Here is an 18,660-nt window from a genome sequence, read left to right on the forward strand (position 1 = left end):
ATGCCGACAAATGCAGACCTGAATCTCATCGCCCTTCTCCGTGAAAACGCCCGCGCCTCTACAGCCGAGCTTGCAAGACGCCTTGGCGTCTCGCGAACGACCGTGCAAAGCCGCATAGAAAAGCTGGAAAAGCAGGGCGTGATCGAGGGCTACACCGTTCGAATCGCACCGGAATTCGAGCGCGATCTCGTGCGTGCACATGTGCTGGTAACGGCGCTACCCAAACTCGCACCAAAGGTTGAAACTGTGTTGCGCGGCATGATGACGGTGCGGACGCTGCACTCCGTCAGCGGTCATTTCGACATGATTGTCGTGGTGGAAGCACCGTCCATTCAGGAACTGGATGCGGTTCTCGACAGGATCGGCGCGCTGGAAGGCGTGGAACGCACCATGTCGTCCATCGTGCTTTCCACGCGTATCGACCGGTAAGCTGCCTTCGGCCTCGGTCAGTCCTTCGAGCTGCCTTCCCATCCGGCATAGAAAACGCCGTTCTGCTTTTCCATGAAAGCGGTCACCGCCTCAACTTCTTGAGGCTCGATGGAGGTGCTGACCAATGTTGCCAGAATCTCGACCGTTTTCGCATTGCGATCGGTTATTTCCACATCGCTGACAGGATATTTCGCGTCTTCCAGCTTTTCGACCAGCAATTCGCGTATCTCCTCCATCCCCTCCTGCGAAGCGATGACGCGCACTTCGTAGGTCTGTTCCAACGCCCGCTCATGGATCGGGATACGGCTGATGAGATTGACGAGGTGACGCAGAAGCGTATTTCCAAACAGGATAAAGGCCGTGAGCAATGCGGCTTCGGCGACCATGTCGGTTCCCGCAAATGCGCCCACCGCTGCCGAACACCAGAGCGTCGCCGCAGTGTTGAGACCGCGCACATTCATGCCCTCCTTCATGATGACGCCCGCGCCCAGAAAACCGACACCCGACACAACATAAGAAATGACGCGCGTAGCCTCGGGCGCACCGGCAATCCGAACCGCGAGATCGACGAAAGCGGCAGCGCCGAGCGCCACCAGAGCATTGGTGCGCAGACCGGCGGTGCGCTGACGATACTGTCGCTCGGCACCGATCAGCGTGCCAAAAATGAATGCCGCCGTCAGGCTGATGACCGTGTCGAAAAAGGGAAAAAGCTCAAATGTCTTCAAAAACTGCATGGCAAAAAGTCCTTATTTGCCGGGCATATATAACAGTTCCTTGAAACGAATATGACGGCACACCGGAGTGTGCCGTCATTGAATTTAAACACCTGTCTGAACGGTTAGTACAGCAGGCGCGCGCGGATCGTTCCGGGGATTTCGCGCATCGCATTCAGAATGTCATCGCTGGCTTCGCCCACGCCGTCAGCTTCCATCACAAGGTAACCCACTTCGCCGTCCGTCTGAAGAAACTGGCTGGCGATGTTGATACCGTGCGTGGAGAAAATATTCATCAGGCTGTTGAGAATACCCGGACGGTTTTCATGCACGTGCATGAAGCGCGTGCCAGTCGGACGCGGCGGAAGCTGAACCTGCGGGAAGTTCACAGCGCCGAGCGTCGAGCCAACATCGGAATATTCAATCAGCTTGCGCGTGACTTCGATGCCAATACGCTCCTGCGCTTCTTCTGTCGAACCGCCGATATGCGGCGTCAGAATGACATTTTCGATATTCTGAATCGGCGAAACGAACTTGTCATTGTTCGAAGCAGGCTCGACCGGGAAAACGTCGATGGCCGCGCCAGCAAGGTGCCCTTCCTGAAGAACCTTGGCCAGAGCATCCAGATCGACAACCGTACCGCGCGCATTGTTGATGAGGAAGGCACCCTTCTTCATCTTGCGCAGCTTGGCTTCGGTGATCAGCTTGGACGTGGACTTGTTCGACGGAACATGCAGGCTGACGACATCGGAAATCTTCAGCAGCTCATCAAGGCTCGCCGTTGGCTTCACATTGCCATATTGCAGCTTGTCGGACGTGTCGTAATAGCGAACGGTCATGCCGAGGCTTTCGGCCAGATTGCCGACCTGCGAGCCGATATTGCCATAACCGATGATGCCGAGCGTCTTGCCGCGCACTTCGCGGCTACCCGTCGCGGTTTTGTCCCAACCACCGGCATGGGCCGATACGGAACGCGGGAAAATGCGGCGCATCAGCATGATGATCTCGCCGATCACCAGTTCTGCAACCGAGCGCGTGTTGGAGAACGGCGCGTTGAAAACCGGGATACCGCGCTTGCGGGCGGCTTTCAGATCGACCTGATTGGTGCCGACGGAAAAGCAGCCGACAGCCACCAGACGGTTCGCCGCAGCAAAGATCTCTTCGGTCAGCTGCGTGCGCGAGCGGATACCGATAATATGCGCGTGCGAAATCGCTTCGATCAGATCGGCTTTGTCCAGCGCTTTGGGCAGGTGCGTGACATTGGTATAGCCGGAGGATTTGAAATACTCGACGGCGGTCTGGTTGATGCCTTCCAGAAGAAGAACATTGATGCGATCACGGGCGAAAGAAAGACGTTCGGTCATTGTCAGGGTTTCCAGGCTGGAACAGCAAACGGTCGGATTACGACATGAATGAAGCGAAATCTGTCGTCAATACGATATTTTCACGCACGTCAGCTGCTTGCGCGGTGGGAGGCCGCCAGTTCTTGTTGCGCGGGTGCTTTAACACCGGAGAACCGCCGGGTACAGATATTAACGACCCTGCCCGCCATCAAATATGAGGTTTTACGGTCACATTTTACGGATCGGCTAGCCTTGTTGCGGAAATGTCGCGGCAGATGGACGAATAGGTCAATCGCGACGCCGAAACGACGACGCATCGATGTCGTGCCTTTGCAGTCTTGCGTAAAGACTGCGGCGCGGCAGTTGCAGCACTTCGGCGGCAGCGCCCACATCGCCATTGCAACGTTCGAGCGTGGCGCGAATGACGCCCTCCTCGAACCGATCCATCTGCTCGGATAGTGGCAATATGCTCGGTTCATGCGCGGGATCATGCCGCAAGCCCAGCACCACCTGCTTGGCATAATTGCGCAACTCGCGCACATTGCCCGGCCAGTCGTCGGAATGGAGCCGCGACTCGATTGCTGCATCGATTGCGGGACGTGGCTGCCCGAACTGGCTGGCGGCTTCATCCAGGAAATAGGCAAAAAGCAGACCGATATCCTTACGGCGCTCGCGCAAAGGCGGGATGCGCAGCCGCACCGTTTCGAGCCTGTAGAAAAGATCGGAACGGAAACGTCCCGCTGCAACGGCGCTGTCCAGGTCGCCTTTCGCGGCGGCAATCACCCGCAGATTGACGGCGCGCGGCTCGCCAGTCAGAGAGGGCAGCTCTCGCTCTTCGACAACCCGCAGCAACTTGCCTTGCAGACTTGCCGACATGCTGTCGATCTCGTCGAGAAACAGCGTGCCCCGATCTGCATCGGCAATCCTGCCGCGCTGGATACGGTTGCCGAACAAAACTTCGTCCGCCACCGCATCTGGAAGTGCGGCGCAATCAATCGCAACAAAGCCACGCGCATGGCGCGCACTCCACCGATGCAGCAGACGGGCGACAAGTTCCTTGCCCGTCCCCGTTTCCCCTTCGATCAGCACGTCGACATCGACGCTCGCCAATTGCCGGATCGTGTCGCGCAGCCGCACCATGACCGGCGTTTCGCCTAACAATGGATAGTCCTGCTCGGCCTCGGCAGCAGCACGACGCAGACGCCGGTTTTCCAGCACAAGACGGCGCATCTCGAGCGCTCTGCGCACACTGGAGATGAGATGATCGGCTGCAAACGGCTTTGCAATAAAATCGAAAGCGCCCTTCTTGAGCGCCGTGACAGCCATGCCGATATCGCCATGCCCGGTCATCAGGATAACCGGCAGTTCCGGATCGCGCGCCAGCAGTGCTTCCATAACGGCATGACCATCGATACGCGGCATACGTATATCGGTGACGACGATACCGGGAAAATCGGCGGTCAGACTGGCAAGCGCCGACTGGCCATCGCCATGAGTTTCAATATCGATCCCGGCAATCTCGAACGAATCCGCAAGGGCCGTGCGAAACGGCGCATCGTCATCAACCAGCATCACGCGCAAGGGTTCACTTTCCGTCATGCTCTCCGTCCTCATGCGCCCGTTTCCAGGTCGCGGCGAAAGCTGCGCCACCCAGTGGCGAAGGAACGACCCGCAGCGTTCCCTCCAGTTCCGTCATCAGATCGCGCGCGATACCAAGCCCCAGACCAAGCCCCTCCGGCTTACCGGTGACAAAGGGGCTGAAAATTTCGTCGGCCAGTTCCGGATCAATGCCGGGGCCGTTATCTGCAACAACCAACGATACTTGCTCTTCGTCTTGTTCGATGATGATTGCGACATGCGGATCGGAATGCGCCGTCACCGCATCCAGCGCATTTTGCAACAAATTGACGAGCACCTGTTCCGAGCGGATACGGCAAGCGAATACCATCAGATCGGAGCGTTCCGGCATATCCAGCGGAACATTGGCATTGCGAAAACGGTCGCCCATGAGCACCATCGTGCCATCGATCAATTCATCGAGCCTTATCGGACGCGCCACGCTGCCGCGCCGACGGGCAAAGCGGCGCATCTCCTGCGTGATGGAACCAATGCGCGCAGTCAGGTCAACAGAGGTCTCGAGATTTGCGGCAACCTTGTCGAGCTTGCCCCTGGACAGATAGTGCTGAGCATTCTCGGTCAGCGTACGAATGGTCGCAACCGGCTGGTTGATCTCGTGCACAAGGCCTGCGGTGATCGAGCCAAGCGAGGCCAGCCTGTTTGCCTGCGCCAGTTCCTCGCGTGCATCGCGAAAGCGCTTGTCGGCACGCTCGCGCTCGATCATCTCGGCACTCAGTTCCGCCGTGCGTTCGGCAACAGCCGTTTCGAGTGCCGCGCGGTCGGCGGCTGCGCGGGCAGCACGCGTCATACGCCAATAGACAGCCGCAGCAAGTAACAGCACCACCAGCATCGCCGCAACCGTGATCAGTCGCGCCAGATCATGTGCCGCCCGCATGGATGGTGCGGTCGGCTCGATATGGACAAGTTTCAGCTCGGTCCCGGCAATGGGTTCTTCAACGACAATGAACGGAGCGCCGGACGGTCCGCGCATCAACCCACCGGGCTCAAACGCATAATGGCTCGGCTGAAGATCGGCGGCATGAAACTGCCCGCTCTGGATGATTTTCGCCCGTTCGGTAGTGGTAATTGGCTGGAAAGACCGCAGGTCTTCCGGCGTATCGGTCGACGCCAGAATGATCCCGCGCGGATCAATCACGAAGGTCTGGCCCGGATCGTTCGCCCATGTGCCGACGAGCCGGTGAAACTCGAATTTCACCACCACCACGCCGACCGGATTGGCCTCGTCGCCAATGCGCTTGGAAAGGAATAGACCGAAACGTCCGCTCAGATCGCCGATGGCATAATATTCAGCGGCACCAGCAGCCATGGCGCCCTGAAAATAGGGGCGGTAGCTATAGTTGCGTCCGACAAAGCTCTCCGGCGTGCCCGCATTCGACGAGGCAATCACTACGCCGTCACGGGCGATGACATAGATGATCGGCGAGCCGATCTCGTGTGCCAGAAAACCGAGATTGGCATTCAAGCGCGCAACGGCATCCTGCGATCCGCCAGCCAGCACATCCCGCAGGTCGCTATATTCTTTCAAGGCGACCGGCAGGAGACGAAATTTGGCCAGTTCACTGTCGATCAGACGTGTTTGCTGACGCGCAACAAGCGTCGCGCTCTGACGCAACCGCTCGGTAGCGCCCTGCTCCGTCCATAGTTTTGCAGCCGTCCAGAAACCCGCTGCCAACACAATAGCCAGCACGAGAAGCAGGAGTTTCACCGCGTTTCGCGACATCCTCATTTGTGCAGGATTATGCAATCGCTCAATGAAAGTCACGCAGATTTTTGCACAAACCACGCAGACTTGCGCCGCATCTCGACTGTTTTTTCAATGAATTTCAACGAATTAAACTTTTTAACGCCGGTCGCTGGCGATTGAAAACCGCGTCCCGCATCTTATCGCCACCACGAAAATGGGAGTTTCGTCAGGAGGAGTTCACCAATGCAGCAACATCAATGCCCGTCTCAGGCTGGCCATATCGGGATTTCAGTTTCCCGAAAGCCAATGGCCGTTTTGTGGCAAAGCCCGGTTCGCTGCTGACCCTCTTTTCGCAATTTTGGAAAATTCGGTTTCGGGTTTCATGCCGTCCGGCACCATGCCCATTGGAAACCCGAAACAAAACAGCACCCGACAGTCAGCGCAACGAAGCCGCGCTTCAGCAACGGGTTGCACCTCAGATATCGAGACATGTGAAGGAACAATAATGGCCTCAATAACATCCGAACGGAGTGATGCGCCGAGCACCAACAGCCGGCTTAAATCGATCATCGGCGGTTCGACCGGCAATCTGGTCGAGTGGTTCGACTGGTATGTCTATGCTGCCTTCACGCTCTATTTTGCACCGCATTTCTTCCCGTCCGACAGCCAGACCGCGCAGCTCTTGAGCGCCGCAGCCGTCTTTGCGGTCGGCTTCGTGATGCGCCCGATCGGTGCGTGGATCATGGGCATCTATGCCGACCGTAAGGGTCGCAAGGCCGGTCTGGCACTTTCCGTTACGCTGATGTGCGCCGGCTCGCTGATCATCGCACTCACCCCCGGATATGAGACCATTGGCATTCTCGCGCCTGCCCTTCTTGTCCTTGCACGTCTGATGCAGGGCCTGTCAGTCGGCGGCGAGTATGGCGCAAGCGCCACCTATCTGTCCGAAATGGCCGGAAAGGACCGTCGCGGCTTCTTCTCGTCGTTCCAGTATGTCACCCTCATCTCCGGCCAGCTTCTGGCCATCCTCCTCCTGATCGTTCTGCAATCGACCATGGAAACCTCGGCGTTGGAAGCCTGGGGCTGGCGTATTCCGTTCTTCATCGGTGCCCTGCTTGCCGTCGTCGTTTTCTGGCTGCGTCGCGGCTTGGCCGAAACCGAGAGCTTCAAGAACGCCAAGGCGAATGATGCGCCGAAGTCGGGCTTCTGGACCCTGATCAAGTATCATCCGAAGGAAACCGCTCTGGTCATGCTGCTGACCGCTGGTGGTACGCTCGCCTTCTATGCCTACTCGATCTACATGCAGAAATTTCTGGTCAACACATCTGGCTTCAGCCGTGAAGTTGCAAGCCAGATCAATGCTGTCACGCTGTTCGTCTTCATGTGCCTTCAGCCAATAGCCGGTGCGCTTTCGGACAAGATCGGTCGCAAGCCTCTGATGATCGCCTTCGGTGCGGCGGGCGTGCTGTTCACCTATCCGATTTTCACCACGCTGGAACAGACCCGTGATGCATGGACTGCCGGGTTCCTCGTCATGGCGGCGTTGATTATCGTGACCGGCTACACCTCGATCAACGCGGTGGTGAAGGCAGAACTTTTCCCGGCGCATATCCGTGCGCTCGGCGTGGCCCTTCCCTATGCTCTCGCCAATACGCTGTTTGGCGGCACTGCGGAATATGTCGCGCTGAGCTTCAAGAATGGCGGCTGGGAACGCGGCTTCTACTGGTACGTCACGGTCATGATCGGCATTTCCCTGATCGTCTATCTCCGCATGCGGGATACGAGCAAGGACAGCATGATCAAGGAAGACTAACCCTGTTACCTCCCAAGCATGAAAAATGCCGGGCCATTGGCCCGGCATTTTTATTCGGAGGGCTCGATTTTCCGGAATGTGCCGGGGCTGCGTCCCATCCATTTCTGAAACGCACGGTAGAATGCGCTGGGTTCGCTGTAGCCGAGTTCAGCAGCCACCTCCGCCACGGTCAGCCTGTCCTCGCTCAAAAGCTGCTGTGCCGTCACGAAGCGCAACTCGTCCTTGATCGTCCCGAAGCTCTGGCCTTCAGCTTTCAGCCTGCGCCGTAGCGTCGGGGCGGACATTTTCAATTGAACAGCCATTTCCTCGAATGAAGGCCATTCCTGAGCGGGAATGTGACTCAGCTGCGCCCTAACCCGCGACGAGATATCGTGGTCGTGACGATAGCGGATCAGGATATTGGCCGGAGCCTCGCGTAGGAAACTGTCCAGCGCCACGTCGCTGCGGATGATCGGCAGAGCGAGATAGGATGAATCGAAAACCAGCCGCGTTGTCGGCTGATCAAAAAGCACCGGTGCGCCAAAGAATTTCCGATAATCCTGCCGGTCCTCGGGCGCCGGACAGGCGAAGTCGAGCGTTCGCAACGGGATGCGCCGCCCCACCAGCCAGCAGGCTACGCCCATCAGGATCAGCCAGTAAGCGCGATAGGCGAAGGCCGGTCGCGGCGGGCCTGCATCCGTCAGCACCACATGCGCCATGCCGTCGCGTATGCGCAATTCGCCGCGCGGATCATCCAGCACGACATTCAAAAACTGCAAAGCGCGGCGCAAAGCGCGCTCCAGAGTGCCCGCATGCAGAACGGCATGGCAGAGCAGGTTGAAACTACCGGGCCGCATCGGACGCGCTGCCAACCCGAAAAACTCATCATCGATGGTCTCGGCAATCAGCCACCACAGGCGACCATATTGGATATTCGTGACCGGCTCGGTCAACCTGTCCGGTAAACCGACTGCCGCCATCAATGGCGCTGTATCGATGCCTCGCTGGCGCACGCTTTCCAGAGCGTCCTCAACGAAGCCGGGTGTGATATTATGGCGTTCCATGAACTGATCTATATTGCAAAAACGATCAGCAATTAAGACCTCTAATGTCATTGTTTGCAATGATTGAGCGATTAACCTCTCCATCGCAGCGTTTCAAGAGGAGTTGGCGTTGCGGTGAGAAGTCTGGGAGGAATACCGGAATGACTGAAGCGTCTGCTGTCACGCAGCGTATGCGTTATGATGACGCCGTGGCAAAGTTTGAACTCGACCAAGCCATCACACAGCTCGTGGGCAATCCCGACACCGGCCTTAATGGCTGCGTTGAATGCTGCGACCGTTATGTCGGTGAAAACCGCATAGCGCTGCGCGCGATTTCCGCCGATGGCCAGTTGACCGAACTCACCTTTGAAGAACTGCGCGATCTCTCGGCAAAGGTCGGCAATGTCCTGAAGGACGCAGGTATCGGCGCAGGCGATGTCGTTGCCGGGCTGCTGCATCGCACACCGGAACTGGTTGCAACCATTCTCGGCGCATGGCGCATCGGTGCCGTTTATCAGCCGCTCTTCACCGCATTCGGTCCCAAGGCCATCGACCATCGTCTCAAGACAAGCGACGCGAAACTGGTCGTCACCAATCTCGCCAATCGCAGCAAACTGGATGAAGTTGAAAACTGCCCGCAGGTCGCGACAATACTCGCGCCCGGCGAAACGGCTCCTGCAGGCGATATTGATTTCCGCGCAGCCCTTGCTGCCGCATCCACCGATTGCCCGCCCGTGATGCGCAAGGGCGATGACCTGTTTATGATGATGTCGACCTCCGGGACGGCAGGCCTGCCAAAAGGTGTGCCGGTTCCGCTCTTCGCCCTGCTCGCCTTTGGTGCTTATATGCGCGAAGCCGTAGGTCTGCGGTCCGACGATATCTTCTGGAACATCGCCGATCCGGGCTGGGCTTACGGGCTTTATTATGCCGTGACAGGACCGCTGCAACTTGGCATTGCCACCACGCTTTACGAAGGCGGCTTTAACGCCGAAAGCACCTACGACATTATCGAACGTCTGGGCGTGACCAGTCTGGCCGGTTCGCCAACCGCATTTCGCCTGCTGATGGCAGCAGGCCCGGAAGCGGCCGCCCGCATCAAGGGGCGTCTGCGCGTGGTTTCGAGTGCAGGCGAGCCACTTAATCCGGAAGTGATCCGCTGGTTTGACGCCAATCTCGGCGCGCCTATCCACGACCATTACGGCCAGACCGAACTCGGCATGGTGGTCAACAACCATCACGGCCTTGAACATTCGGTGCGTCAGGGTTCGGCGGGTTATGCCATGCCGGGCTATCGCGTCGCTGTTCTGGATGAAGCCGGAAATGAACTCGGCCCCAACCAGCCGGGTATCCTGTCCATCGATATCGCAAAATCGCCGCTGCTCTGGTTTTCCGGCTATTACAAACAGGAAACGCCCGCCATTGCGGGCGGCTATTATCGCACCGGCGATACCGTGGAATTCGAAGACGACGGTTCCGTCAGCTTCATTGGCCGTGCCGACGATGTCATCACCTCATCCGGTTATCGCATCGGACCGTTCGACGTGGAAAGCGCCCTGCTTGAACACCCGGCGGTCAACGAGGCAGCGGTCGTCGGTGTTCCCGATCCGCAGCGCACGGAAATCGTCAAGGCATTCGTCATTCTCGCCCCCGGCCATGAAGGCACGCCCGCGCTTGCCGAAGAGCTGGCGCAACATGTGAAGAAGCGGCTTTCCGCCCATGCCTATCCGCGCGAGATCGATTTCGTCAGCGAACTGCCGAAAACGCCAAGCGGGAAAATCCAGCGCTTTCTGCTGCGCAAGGCGGAAATTGACAAACAGCAACAGACAAAAGCCTGAGGTAAAATTATGCAGATTCAAGATCGGGTATTTCTGATCACCGGCGCAGGTTCCGGCCTCGGCGCTGCTGTGGCCAAGATGGTTGTCGAAGCTGGCGGCAAGGTCGCACTTCTCGATGTCAATGCGCAGGCCGGTGAAGCGGCAGCGAAAGCGCTTGGCGCATCTGCACTTTTCCAGCGCACCGACGTTACGAGCGAAGCGGATGGACAGGCAGCCATCGCCGCCGCGTTCAAGGCCTTTGGCCGTATCGATGCGCTCGTCAATTGCGCAGGCGTTGCACCAGGCGAAAAGGTGCTGGGCCGCGAAGGTCCGCACAAATTCGACAGTTTCGCGCGCACCATTTCGATCAATCTGATCGGCACGTTCAACATGCTGCGCCTGGCCGCTGAAGCCATGGCGAAGAATGAGCCGGGCGACGGCGGTGAACGCGGGTTGATCATCAACACCGCCTCGGTTGCCGCCTTTGATGGCCAGATCGGACAAGCGGCCTATTCCGCCTCGAAAGGTGGCGTTGCAGCGATGACCCTGCCCGTCGCACGCGAGCTGGCGCGCCACGGTATTCGTGTCATGACAATTGCGCCCGGCATCTTCGAAACGCCGATGATGGCAGGCATGCCGCAGGAAGTGCAGGACGCGCTCGGCGCATCAGTGCCGTTCCCGTCGCGTCTTGGACGTCCGGCGGAATATGCAGCACTTGTGCGCCACATTGCGGAAAACCAGATGCTCAACGGCGAAGTCATCCGTCTCGACGGTGCGCTGCGCATGGCTGCGAAGTAAACACATCATCAGGAAGCGAGGAACGATCATGTCCAACAGCGATCCTATTGTCATTGTCGGCGCAACCCGCACGCCGATGGGCGGCTTTCAAGGCGACTTTTCCGGTGCGCAGGCGACCGATCTCGGCGCTGCCGCCATCAGCGGTGCGCTGGCCGGTGCCGGTCTCGCCGCGGAAGCCGTCGAAGAAGTGTTCATGGGTTGTGTCCTGCCTGCCGGTCAGGGACAAGCCCCGGCGCGTCAGGCTTCAATCAAGGCCGGTCTGCCCCTTTCAACAGGCGCCACCACCGTCAACAAAATGTGCGGCTCGGGCATGAAGGCCACCATGCTGGCGCATGATCTTCTGCTGGCTGGTTCGGCAGATGTGATCGTTTCGGGCGGCATGGAAAGCATGACCAATGCGCCATATCTGCTGCCCAAGGCTCGTGGCGGCTATCGCATGGGTCACGGCCAGATACTCGATCATATGTTCCTCGACGGGCTTGAGGATGCCTATGACAAGGGCCGCCTGATGGGCACTTTTGCGGAAGATTGCGCGGAAGCCTATCAGTTCACCCGCGAAGCGCAGGACGAATTCGCCATTGCCTCGCTGACCCGTGCCCAGAAGGCTATCAAGGACGGTCTGTTTGCGGCAGAGATCACCCCCGTCACGGTGAAATCCGGTCGCGCCGAGGTGCAGGTTTCAATTGACGAACAGCCCGGCAAGGCGAAGCTCGACAAGATCCCCTCGCTGCGCCCTGCCTTCCGCGACGGCGGCACGGTAACGGCGGCCAATTCCTCATCGATTTCCGATGGCGCTGCAGCACTTGTGCTGATGCGCGCATCGGAAGCGGAAAAACGCGGCCTGACCCCACGCGCGGTGCTGGTTGGCCATGCGACCTATGCCGACAAGCCGAACCTTTTTGCCACTGCGCCTATTGGTGCAATCAACAAGCTTTCGGAAAAGATCGGCTGGAACCTCAAGGATGTCGATCTGTTCGAGATTAACGAGGCTTTTGCCGTGGTCGCCATGGCGGCCATGCGCGATCTCGACCTGCCGCATGACAAGGTCAATATCCATGGCGGCGCTTGCGCGCTCGGCCACCCCATCGGCGCTTCCGGCGCGCGCATTCTGGTGACGCTGCTTGCCGCACTGGAAACGCATGGTCTGAAGCGCGGCGTGGCTGGCATCTGCCTTGGCGGCGGCGAAGCCACTTCCATCGGCATTGAAAGGATCGTGTGATGCTTCTGACCGATACGCAGGAGCAGATCCGTGACGCCGTCCGCGATTTCGCGCAGGAGCGTCTGGCACCGGGTGCTGCCCAGCGTGACCGGGAACATGCTTTCCCGCGCGCGGAACTGACCGAAATGGGCGAACTTGGCTTTCTCGGCATGCTGGTGCCGGAAGAATGGGGCGGCTCCGACCTCGGCATGGTGGCCTATGCGCTGGCTCTGGAAGAAATCGCCGCAGGCGACGGCGCCTGCTCGACCATCGTTTCGGTGCATTCCTCGGTCGGCTGCGCGCCAATCCTGCGTTTCGGAACGGAAGACCAGAAGCGACGCTTCCTGCCCAAAATGGCATCGGGTGAATGGATCGGCGGTTTTGCATTGACGGAGCCGCAGGCCGGCTCCGATGCGTCGGCCTTGAAAACCCGCGCACGGCTTGATGGCGATCACTATGTGATCGACGGCTCCAAGCAATTCATCACCTCCGGCAAGAATGGCGGCGTGGTGATCGTTTTTGCGGTTACCGACCCGGCGGCGGGCAAAAAGGGCATTTCAGCCTTTATCGTGCCAACCGATACGCCGGGCTACGAGGTCATGACGGTCGAACACAAGCTCGGCCAGCATTCGTCCGATACCTGCGCGCTGGCGTTCACCAATATGCGGGTGCCCCTGGAAAACAGACTGGGTGCGGAAGGCGAAGGCTATAAAATTGCACTTGCCAATCTTGAAGGCGGTCGCATCGGCATTGCCGCGCAGGCAGTCGGCATGGCGCGCGCCGCTTTTGAAACAGCCCGCGATTATGCCAAGGAGCGCATCACCTTCGGCAAGCCGATTGCCGAGCATCAGGCCATTGCGTTCCGCCTTGCCGATATGGCGACAAAGATTGAAACAGTGCGCCAGATGGTTCTGCACGCCGCAGCCTTGCGCGAAGCGGGCAAACCGTGCCTGACAGAAGCATCCATGGCCAAGCTTGTGGCGTCGGAAATGGCGGAGGAAGTCTGCTCCGCTGCAATCCAGATTCACGGCGGCTATGGCTACCTTGCCGACTATCCGGTTGAACGCATCTATCGCGATGTGCGCGTTTGCCAGATTTATGAAGGCACGAGCGAGGTTCAGCGGCTGGTGATCGCGCGCGGGCTTTAGCTCTTCAATACCTTGTCGTGAATGATCATGCCTGCCGCCATGGCAGCCACAAATAACCAGACCTGCGGCAGGCCGATAGACAAGGCCGAGACCGCAGGTCCGGGGCAGAACCCCGCCAATCCCCAGCCAAGACCGAACAACGCCGAACCAACCAGCAGAGGCCGGTCGATCTGCGTCTTTTCAGGCAGGTGAAAACTGTCGTCCAGCACCGGCTTTGCCAGCTTACGCTGAAGCATTACCCCCGGAATGGCGACCAGAAGCGCGCCGCCAAGCACGAATGCAAGGCTGGGGTCCCAGTGACCGCTCGCTATGTTCAAAAAGCCCTGCACCCGTGACGGGTCGATCATGCCCGAAAGGGACAATCCGAACCCGAACAGCGCGCCTGCAAAAAGTGCTGCCGCGAGACGGTAATAAGCAAACCTGTTCATAGCAGAACTCCCGCGAGGGTTGCCGCCGCCACACCTGTAATTAGGAACGTGATCGTCGCGGCGATAGAGCGTTTGGAAAAGCGCGCCATGCCGAGAATACCGTGACCGGATGTACAGCCGGAGCCCATACGCGTTCCGACACCGACCAGAAGCCCCGCCACGAGGATGACCGGCCATGAAGCCGCAATGGTTGTGGCAGGAAAGCTTCCGAAAAAGGCGGCATAGACCACAGGCCCAAGAATGAGGCCAAGAACGAAAGCTGCATTGAGCGCGGCTTGGCTTCCGTTCAGCAATCGGCCCACAATGCCACTGATACCAGCGATACGGCCATTGAAAATCAAAAGGAAAATTGCAGCTGCACCGAGAAGCATGCCGCCCGCCAGCGACTGGAGATAGGTCATCATGACAAATCTCCCTTCGGCGCGTCATTACAGAAGATGCTGTAGAGAGCCTCGATGAGCTGCGCCGCCTTGGTTTCCGTCAGGCGATAGAAAATTTGCTTGGCTTCACGCCGGGTCTCGACGATGCCGGATTCGCGCAGCACACCGAGTTGCTGCGACAATGTTGGTTGACGAATACCCAGCCCCTGTTCCAGTTCACCGACCGAATACTCTTTTTCCGCCAGCGCACAGGCCAGCATCAGACGGGCCGGATGCGACAGGGTGCGCAGCAATTCCGCGACTTCGCCTGCGCGATCTTCCATCTGCTGGCGCGACATGTCGGAACTGGTGTCCGTGACCATATTCATCAGACAACTCCAAAATCAATATACACTTACATATAATGTATATTGATAAAATCAAGTGCAGCATCTGGAGTTGCCTGAATGCAAAAATCACCGCCATCCTGACGAATGGCGGTGATTGATCTTTCAGCCGAGGAATTCCTGAACGGCGGTCAGTTCAGTCTGGCGCAATTCATGTCCGCCGGGATGCCAGACAAGATTGACGCCTGCCTTCTGGCTTTCAAAATAGCGCGCCAGCGCCTCTGTGAAATCCGGCGGGCAGATAGGGTCCATACGGCCAGCCGTTATCAGGATTTGCGTGCCTTCCAAGCCCGGATTATCCGCCGGTTTGAACGGGATCAGCGGATGCAGAAGCACCGCCTTGTCAAATATCCTACCCTTCTCGATCAGGAGATTGGCCATGATATTGGCCCCGTTGGAATAGCCCAATGCAATCACTTCCGACGGCTTATATTCTTCGACCAGAGCGGCAATATACCCGGCCATCTTGTCCGTGGCGCGGGCAAGATCCTGCATATCGTAGACGCCCTCGCCCGTCCGACGGAAAAAGCGGGCCGCACCAAATTCCGACACGTCACCGCGCGGCGAAACGATTGTCGCCTCCGGCAAAAGCTGTTCAGCCAAACCGAAAAACTGGTTTTCATCGCCGCCCGTGCCATGAAAGACAATGAACAGCGGCGCTCCGACCGCACCGGCCTTCAGCCGGTGCACGTAGGTTTGATTGGTCATTATTGGTCTCCTCAAGCGTGCTTAGATCTTGTCGAGATGTTCTTCGAGATAAGCACGAAGATGCTGGTGCTGCGACGGCAGTTTCAGGGCTTCGCCCAGATGCGCGGTATCCTCGTCGCGATCAAAGCCGGGTTCGTTGGTTGCCACTTCGAACAAAACACCGCCCGGGGTCCGGAAGTAGATCGCCCAGAAATAATCGCGGTCGATTACCGGCGTTACATTATAGCCGGTATCCATCAGCGCCTTGCGGACTTCGAGCTGCTTTTCGCGGTTTTCGACCGCGAAGGCGACGTGATGAACCGAACCTGCTCCTTGCTGGTTGCGTCCGACAGAAGGCAAGGTCTGAAGATCGATCACGCCAGCCCCGTTGCCTTCCGGCATGATAAGGCGGGTGATGCCGTCCTTCGCATCGAGTTTCTGATAGCCCATATATTTGAGCAGTTCCGACGTCGCACCCTCGTCACGCAAACGCATCGAAACCGAATGAAAGCCGCGAATGGCGTGGTCGGCATCGATGCCTTCATGCGCCCAAGGCTCACGCGGATCGTCCTTCACCTCGACCAGAGCGAAACTGTCACCGTCTGGGCCGTGGAAGAAGACGCGCTTTTCGCCAAAAGCTTCATCTTCCGACTCGACCTTAACGGCTGATTGAGCGAAGCGATCCTTCCAGAAGCCAAGCGAACCTTGCGGTACAGCGAACACAGTCGTGCCCACCTCACCCGTACCATCGCGACCACGCTGGATTCCGGGGAACGGGAAATAGGTCATGACCGTACCGGGCGTGCCGACTTCATCGCCGTAATAAAGGTGATAGACACTCGGATCATCGAAGTTCACGGTCTTCTTGACGCGGCGCAGTCCCAGCACATCCGTAAAGAACTTGTTGTTGGAACGGGCATCTGCTGCCAGCGACGTGACGTGATGGAGGCCTTTGATCTGATTAAGCATGGCGATCTCTCCTGTTGTGTTGCAGCAAGATATAATGATCGAAATGCATCTGGATATATTGACAATCATACACAGATTGTTTCCAGATAGAATACAATGGGCTGACCCTACTATTAGGGTATGGACGCCGGGCCATCAGAAAGTTTAGCTAAAGCATTTCCAGCAAAAGTGCGCAGCGGTTTTGCGTGGGACAATGCGTAAAATGAATAAATCGACCGGTTTCACGATTCCGTTTTAACCGGAACCGCTCCAGTCCCTATCGCAATGACAAAGAAAGGCCTTCCATGGCGTCCGGCTTGTTTGCACTTCTCGATGACGTGGCAGCAATCGCAAAAATGGCGGCGGCTTCTTTGGATGATGTGGCAGGACAAACCGCCAAGGCCAGCGCAAAGGCCGCAGGCATTGTGATCGACGATACGGCGGTGACGCCGAAATATGTTGTCGGACTGAAGCCGGAACGGGAATTGCCGGTGATCTGGAAAATCACCAAGGGATCGCTGCGCAACAAGCTGATTTTTCTGCTGCCACTGGCGCTGATCCTCAGCTATTTCGCACCCGGCCTCATCATGCCGCTTCTGATGATCGGCGGTGCCTATCTTGCTTTCGAAGGCACTGAAAAGCTGGTCGAGTTCTTCATTCCCCACAAGGATGAGGAGAATGTGGAGACCAAGGCCTCCACACCGAAGGAAATTGAAGCAACGACTGTGAGCGGCGCAATCAGGACGGACTTCATCCTGTCAGCCGAAATCATGGCCCTCACGCTCGCCGGTCTGCCGCCATCCAATATCTATACACAAGCAGCAATCCTTGCCTGTGTCGCTGTCCTGATCACCTTCGCCGTCTATGGCGTTGTCGGCTTTATCGTTAAAATCGATGATATGGGTGTAGCGCTTGCCCGCAATGCCCATACCGGTTTCGGCAAGCGGCTTGGCAAAGGGCTGGTTGCGGGCATGCCAGTCGTGCTCAAGGTACTCAGCACCGTTGGTACTGTCGCCATGCTCTGGGTTGGCGGCAGCATTATCGTGCACGGACTGGCATCAATCGGCGTTCACAGCGTCGAGGAATTCATCCAAAACATCGTCACCCATCTGCCAACCGAAGGCAGCAGCTTTGCCGGTGTGCTCGAATGGATCGCGACCTCTTTCCTGCAGGCCGTGCTTGCCATTCTGATCGGGATCGTCATTGTCGGCATCGTCCATACCGTCAAGGCAATCAGGTCCAAATCCTGATCACGCCAGATAGCGCTTGAACCAGTCGATTGTTCTGTCCCAGGCAAGCTTGGCAGCCGCTTCGTCGTAACGCGGCGTGGAATCATTGTGGAAGCCGTGATTGACGCCCGGATAGATATAGGCCTCGTAGGTCTTGCCGTTCTTTTTCAACGCTTCTTCATAGGCGGGCCAACCTTCATTGATCCCCTTATCCAGCTCTGCATAATGAAGCAGAAGCGGCGCCTTGATGCGCGGAACCTCGCTGACCGGCGGCTGGCGACCATAGAACGGCACGGCGGCGGCCAGTTCCGGAAACGCGACCGCAGCCGCATTCGCAACGCCACCACCATAGCAGAAGCCCGTGATGCCGACCTTGCCGGTGGTCAGATCGCTTTTCATCATGAAATCGACGGCAGCGAAAAAGTCATTCATCAGCCTAGTCGGGTCAACCTGCTGTTGTAACTCGCGGCCCTTTTCATCATTGCCGGGATAACCGCCGACCGATGTGAGACCATCCGGCGCGAGGGCAATGAAGCCCGCCTTGGCAACGCGGCGCGCCACATCCTCGATATAGGGGTTGAGACCACGATTCTCATGCACCACCACAACTGCGGGAACCTTGCCCTGCACCTTGGCCGGACGCACGAGATAGGCGCGTACATTGCCGTTCCCGTCTGGCGAGGGATAGGTGATATATTCAGCCAGAATATCAGGATCGGTAAACTCGACCTGCTGCGCCATGGCGTAGTCGGGGCTAAGCGATGCCAGAATGGCGGCTGCCGTCATCGTACCGATGGCGAACTTTGCGGCCCGGTCAAGAAACTCGCGTTTGCTGATCTTGCCATGCGCGTAGTAATCGTAAAGTTCGAGCAATTCCTGCGGGAAGTCCTTTGCCGTCAGACGTGTCATGGTCAGCCCTTTCCTTTAAGGACGATCAGTCTAACACAGGCGGCATTCTGGTAAATGACAGATACCCCACGCCGACAAGCGCGGGGTATCCTC

The 18,660-nt window shown here is 58.0% G+C and carries 18 protein-coding genes; 7 read left to right on the plus strand and 11 right to left on the minus strand.

Translation table 11 applies throughout. The features are described from left to right. On the plus strand, window positions 1–429 hold the full coding sequence (locus FGI60_RS07840; RefSeq protein WP_138784707.1) for an Lrp/AsnC family transcriptional regulator: 429 nt from the start codon (window positions 1–3) through the stop codon (window positions 427–429). Between the two features lie 17 nt (window positions 430–446). Here the strand turns inward: FGI60_RS07840 and FGI60_RS07845 are convergent, their stop codons facing one another. From FGI60_RS07845 to FGI60_RS07860, 4 genes are all read right to left on the minus strand, one after another. Then, a complete protein-coding gene (locus tag FGI60_RS07845; protein ID WP_138784708.1) occupies window positions 447–1,163 on the minus strand; it encodes an MgtC/SapB family protein in 717 nt (238 codons plus the stop codon). 104 nt (window positions 1,164–1,267) lie between these two features. Further along, a complete protein-coding gene (gene serA / locus FGI60_RS07850; RefSeq protein WP_138784709.1) occupies window positions 1,268–2,506 on the minus strand; it encodes a phosphoglycerate dehydrogenase in 1,239 nt (412 codons plus the stop codon). A 267-nt stretch (window positions 2,507–2,773) separates the two neighbouring features. Further along, window positions 2,774–4,084 (minus strand): sigma-54-dependent transcriptional regulator, encoded by a 1,311-nt coding sequence (locus FGI60_RS07855; protein WP_138784710.1) that lies wholly within the window; start codon window positions 4,082–4,084, stop codon window positions 2,774–2,776. Further along, window positions 4,071–5,849 (minus strand): sensor histidine kinase, encoded by a 1,779-nt coding sequence (locus tag FGI60_RS07860; RefSeq protein WP_138784711.1) that lies wholly within the window; start codon window positions 5,847–5,849, stop codon window positions 4,071–4,073. Before FGI60_RS07860 ends, FGI60_RS07855 begins: the two co-directional genes overlap by 14 nt. Window positions 5,850–6,312: 463 nt before the next feature. On the opposite strand from FGI60_RS07860, the gene FGI60_RS07865 reads away from it, so the two are divergent. Continuing rightward, entirely contained in the window at window positions 6,313–7,620 is a 1,308-nt protein-coding gene (locus tag FGI60_RS07865; protein ID WP_138784712.1) for an MFS transporter, read from the plus strand. A gap of 50 nt (window positions 7,621–7,670) precedes the next feature. Here the strand turns inward: FGI60_RS07865 and FGI60_RS07870 are convergent, their stop codons facing one another. After that, a complete protein-coding gene (locus FGI60_RS07870) occupies window positions 7,671–8,663 on the minus strand; it encodes an AraC family transcriptional regulator (RefSeq protein ID WP_138784713.1) in 993 nt (330 codons plus the stop codon). Window positions 8,664–8,803: 140 nt separating this feature from the next. Here FGI60_RS07870 and FGI60_RS07875 point away from each other — a divergent pair, with 140 nt between their 5' ends. The 4 genes from FGI60_RS07875 to FGI60_RS07890 are packed head-to-tail and all read left to right on the plus strand — an operon-like array spanning window position 8,804 to window position 13,600. Continuing rightward, window positions 8,804–10,477, plus strand: coding sequence for an acyl-CoA synthetase (locus FGI60_RS07875; RefSeq protein ID WP_138784714.1), 1,674 nt, complete (start codon window positions 8,804–8,806; stop codon window positions 10,475–10,477). A gap of 9 nt (window positions 10,478–10,486) precedes the next feature. Beyond that, window positions 10,487–11,254: a 3-hydroxyacyl-CoA dehydrogenase gene (locus FGI60_RS07880; RefSeq protein ID WP_138784715.1), complete on the plus strand. Its 768-nt coding sequence runs from the start codon at window positions 10,487–10,489 to the stop codon at window positions 11,252–11,254. Between the two features lie 28 nt (window positions 11,255–11,282). Then, window positions 11,283–12,473 carry an acetyl-CoA C-acyltransferase gene (locus FGI60_RS07885; RefSeq protein ID WP_138784716.1) on the plus strand — a complete coding sequence of 397 codons (1,191 nt, stop codon included), beginning with the start codon at window positions 11,283–11,285 and terminating at the stop codon, window positions 12,471–12,473. After that, window positions 12,473–13,600 (plus strand): acyl-CoA dehydrogenase family protein, encoded by a 1,128-nt coding sequence (locus FGI60_RS07890; protein WP_138784717.1) that lies wholly within the window; start codon window positions 12,473–12,475, stop codon window positions 13,598–13,600. The genes FGI60_RS07885 and FGI60_RS07890 overlap by 1 nt, the downstream gene beginning before the upstream one ends. Here the strand turns inward: FGI60_RS07890 and FGI60_RS07895 are convergent. The 5 genes from FGI60_RS07895 to FGI60_RS07915 all read right to left on the minus strand — a co-directional run bounded on the left by FGI60_RS07895 (window position 13,597) and on the right by FGI60_RS07915 (window position 16,450). Then, complete coding sequence (locus FGI60_RS07895) at window positions 13,597–14,028, minus strand: YeeE/YedE family protein (RefSeq protein WP_078336924.1); 432 nt, start codon at window positions 14,026–14,028, stop codon at window positions 13,597–13,599. The genes FGI60_RS07890 and FGI60_RS07895 overlap by 4 nt on opposite strands. Beyond that, window positions 14,025–14,432, minus strand: coding sequence for a YeeE/YedE family protein (locus tag FGI60_RS07900; RefSeq protein ID WP_138784718.1), 408 nt, complete (start codon window positions 14,430–14,432; stop codon window positions 14,025–14,027). The genes FGI60_RS07895 and FGI60_RS07900 overlap by 4 nt, the downstream gene beginning before the upstream one ends. Next, window positions 14,429–14,770: a sulfite-sensing transcriptional repressor BigR gene (gene bigR / locus FGI60_RS07905; protein ID WP_210238434.1), complete on the minus strand. Its 342-nt coding sequence runs from the start codon at window positions 14,768–14,770 to the stop codon at window positions 14,429–14,431. The genes FGI60_RS07900 and bigR overlap by 4 nt, the downstream gene beginning before the upstream one ends. A 129-nt stretch (window positions 14,771–14,899) precedes the next feature. Next, entirely contained in the window at window positions 14,900–15,502 is a 603-nt protein-coding gene (locus FGI60_RS07910; protein ID WP_078336921.1) for an alpha/beta hydrolase, read from the minus strand. A gap of 21 nt (window positions 15,503–15,523) precedes the next feature. Then, window positions 15,524–16,450: a VOC family protein gene (locus FGI60_RS07915; protein ID WP_138784720.1), complete on the minus strand. Its 927-nt coding sequence runs from the start codon at window positions 16,448–16,450 to the stop codon at window positions 15,524–15,526. Window positions 16,451–16,734: 284 nt separating this feature from the next. Here FGI60_RS07915 and FGI60_RS07920 point away from each other — a divergent pair, with 284 nt between their 5' ends. Continuing rightward, window positions 16,735–17,679 (plus strand): DUF808 domain-containing protein, encoded by a 945-nt coding sequence (locus FGI60_RS07920; RefSeq protein WP_138784721.1) that lies wholly within the window; start codon window positions 16,735–16,737, stop codon window positions 17,677–17,679. Here FGI60_RS07920 and yghX read toward each other — a convergent pair whose 3' ends face one another. Next, the gene (gene yghX / locus FGI60_RS07925; protein ID WP_138784722.1) at window positions 17,680–18,567 is read right to left on the minus strand and encodes a YghX family hydrolase; all 888 of its coding nucleotides are present in this window, start codon (window positions 18,565–18,567) and stop codon (window positions 17,680–17,682) included. Window positions 18,568–18,660: the final 93 nt, after the last annotated feature.

Source organism: Brucella haematophila (assembly GCF_005938105.1).
GTDB lineage: Bacteria > Pseudomonadota > Alphaproteobacteria > Rhizobiales > Rhizobiaceae > Brucella > Brucella haematophila.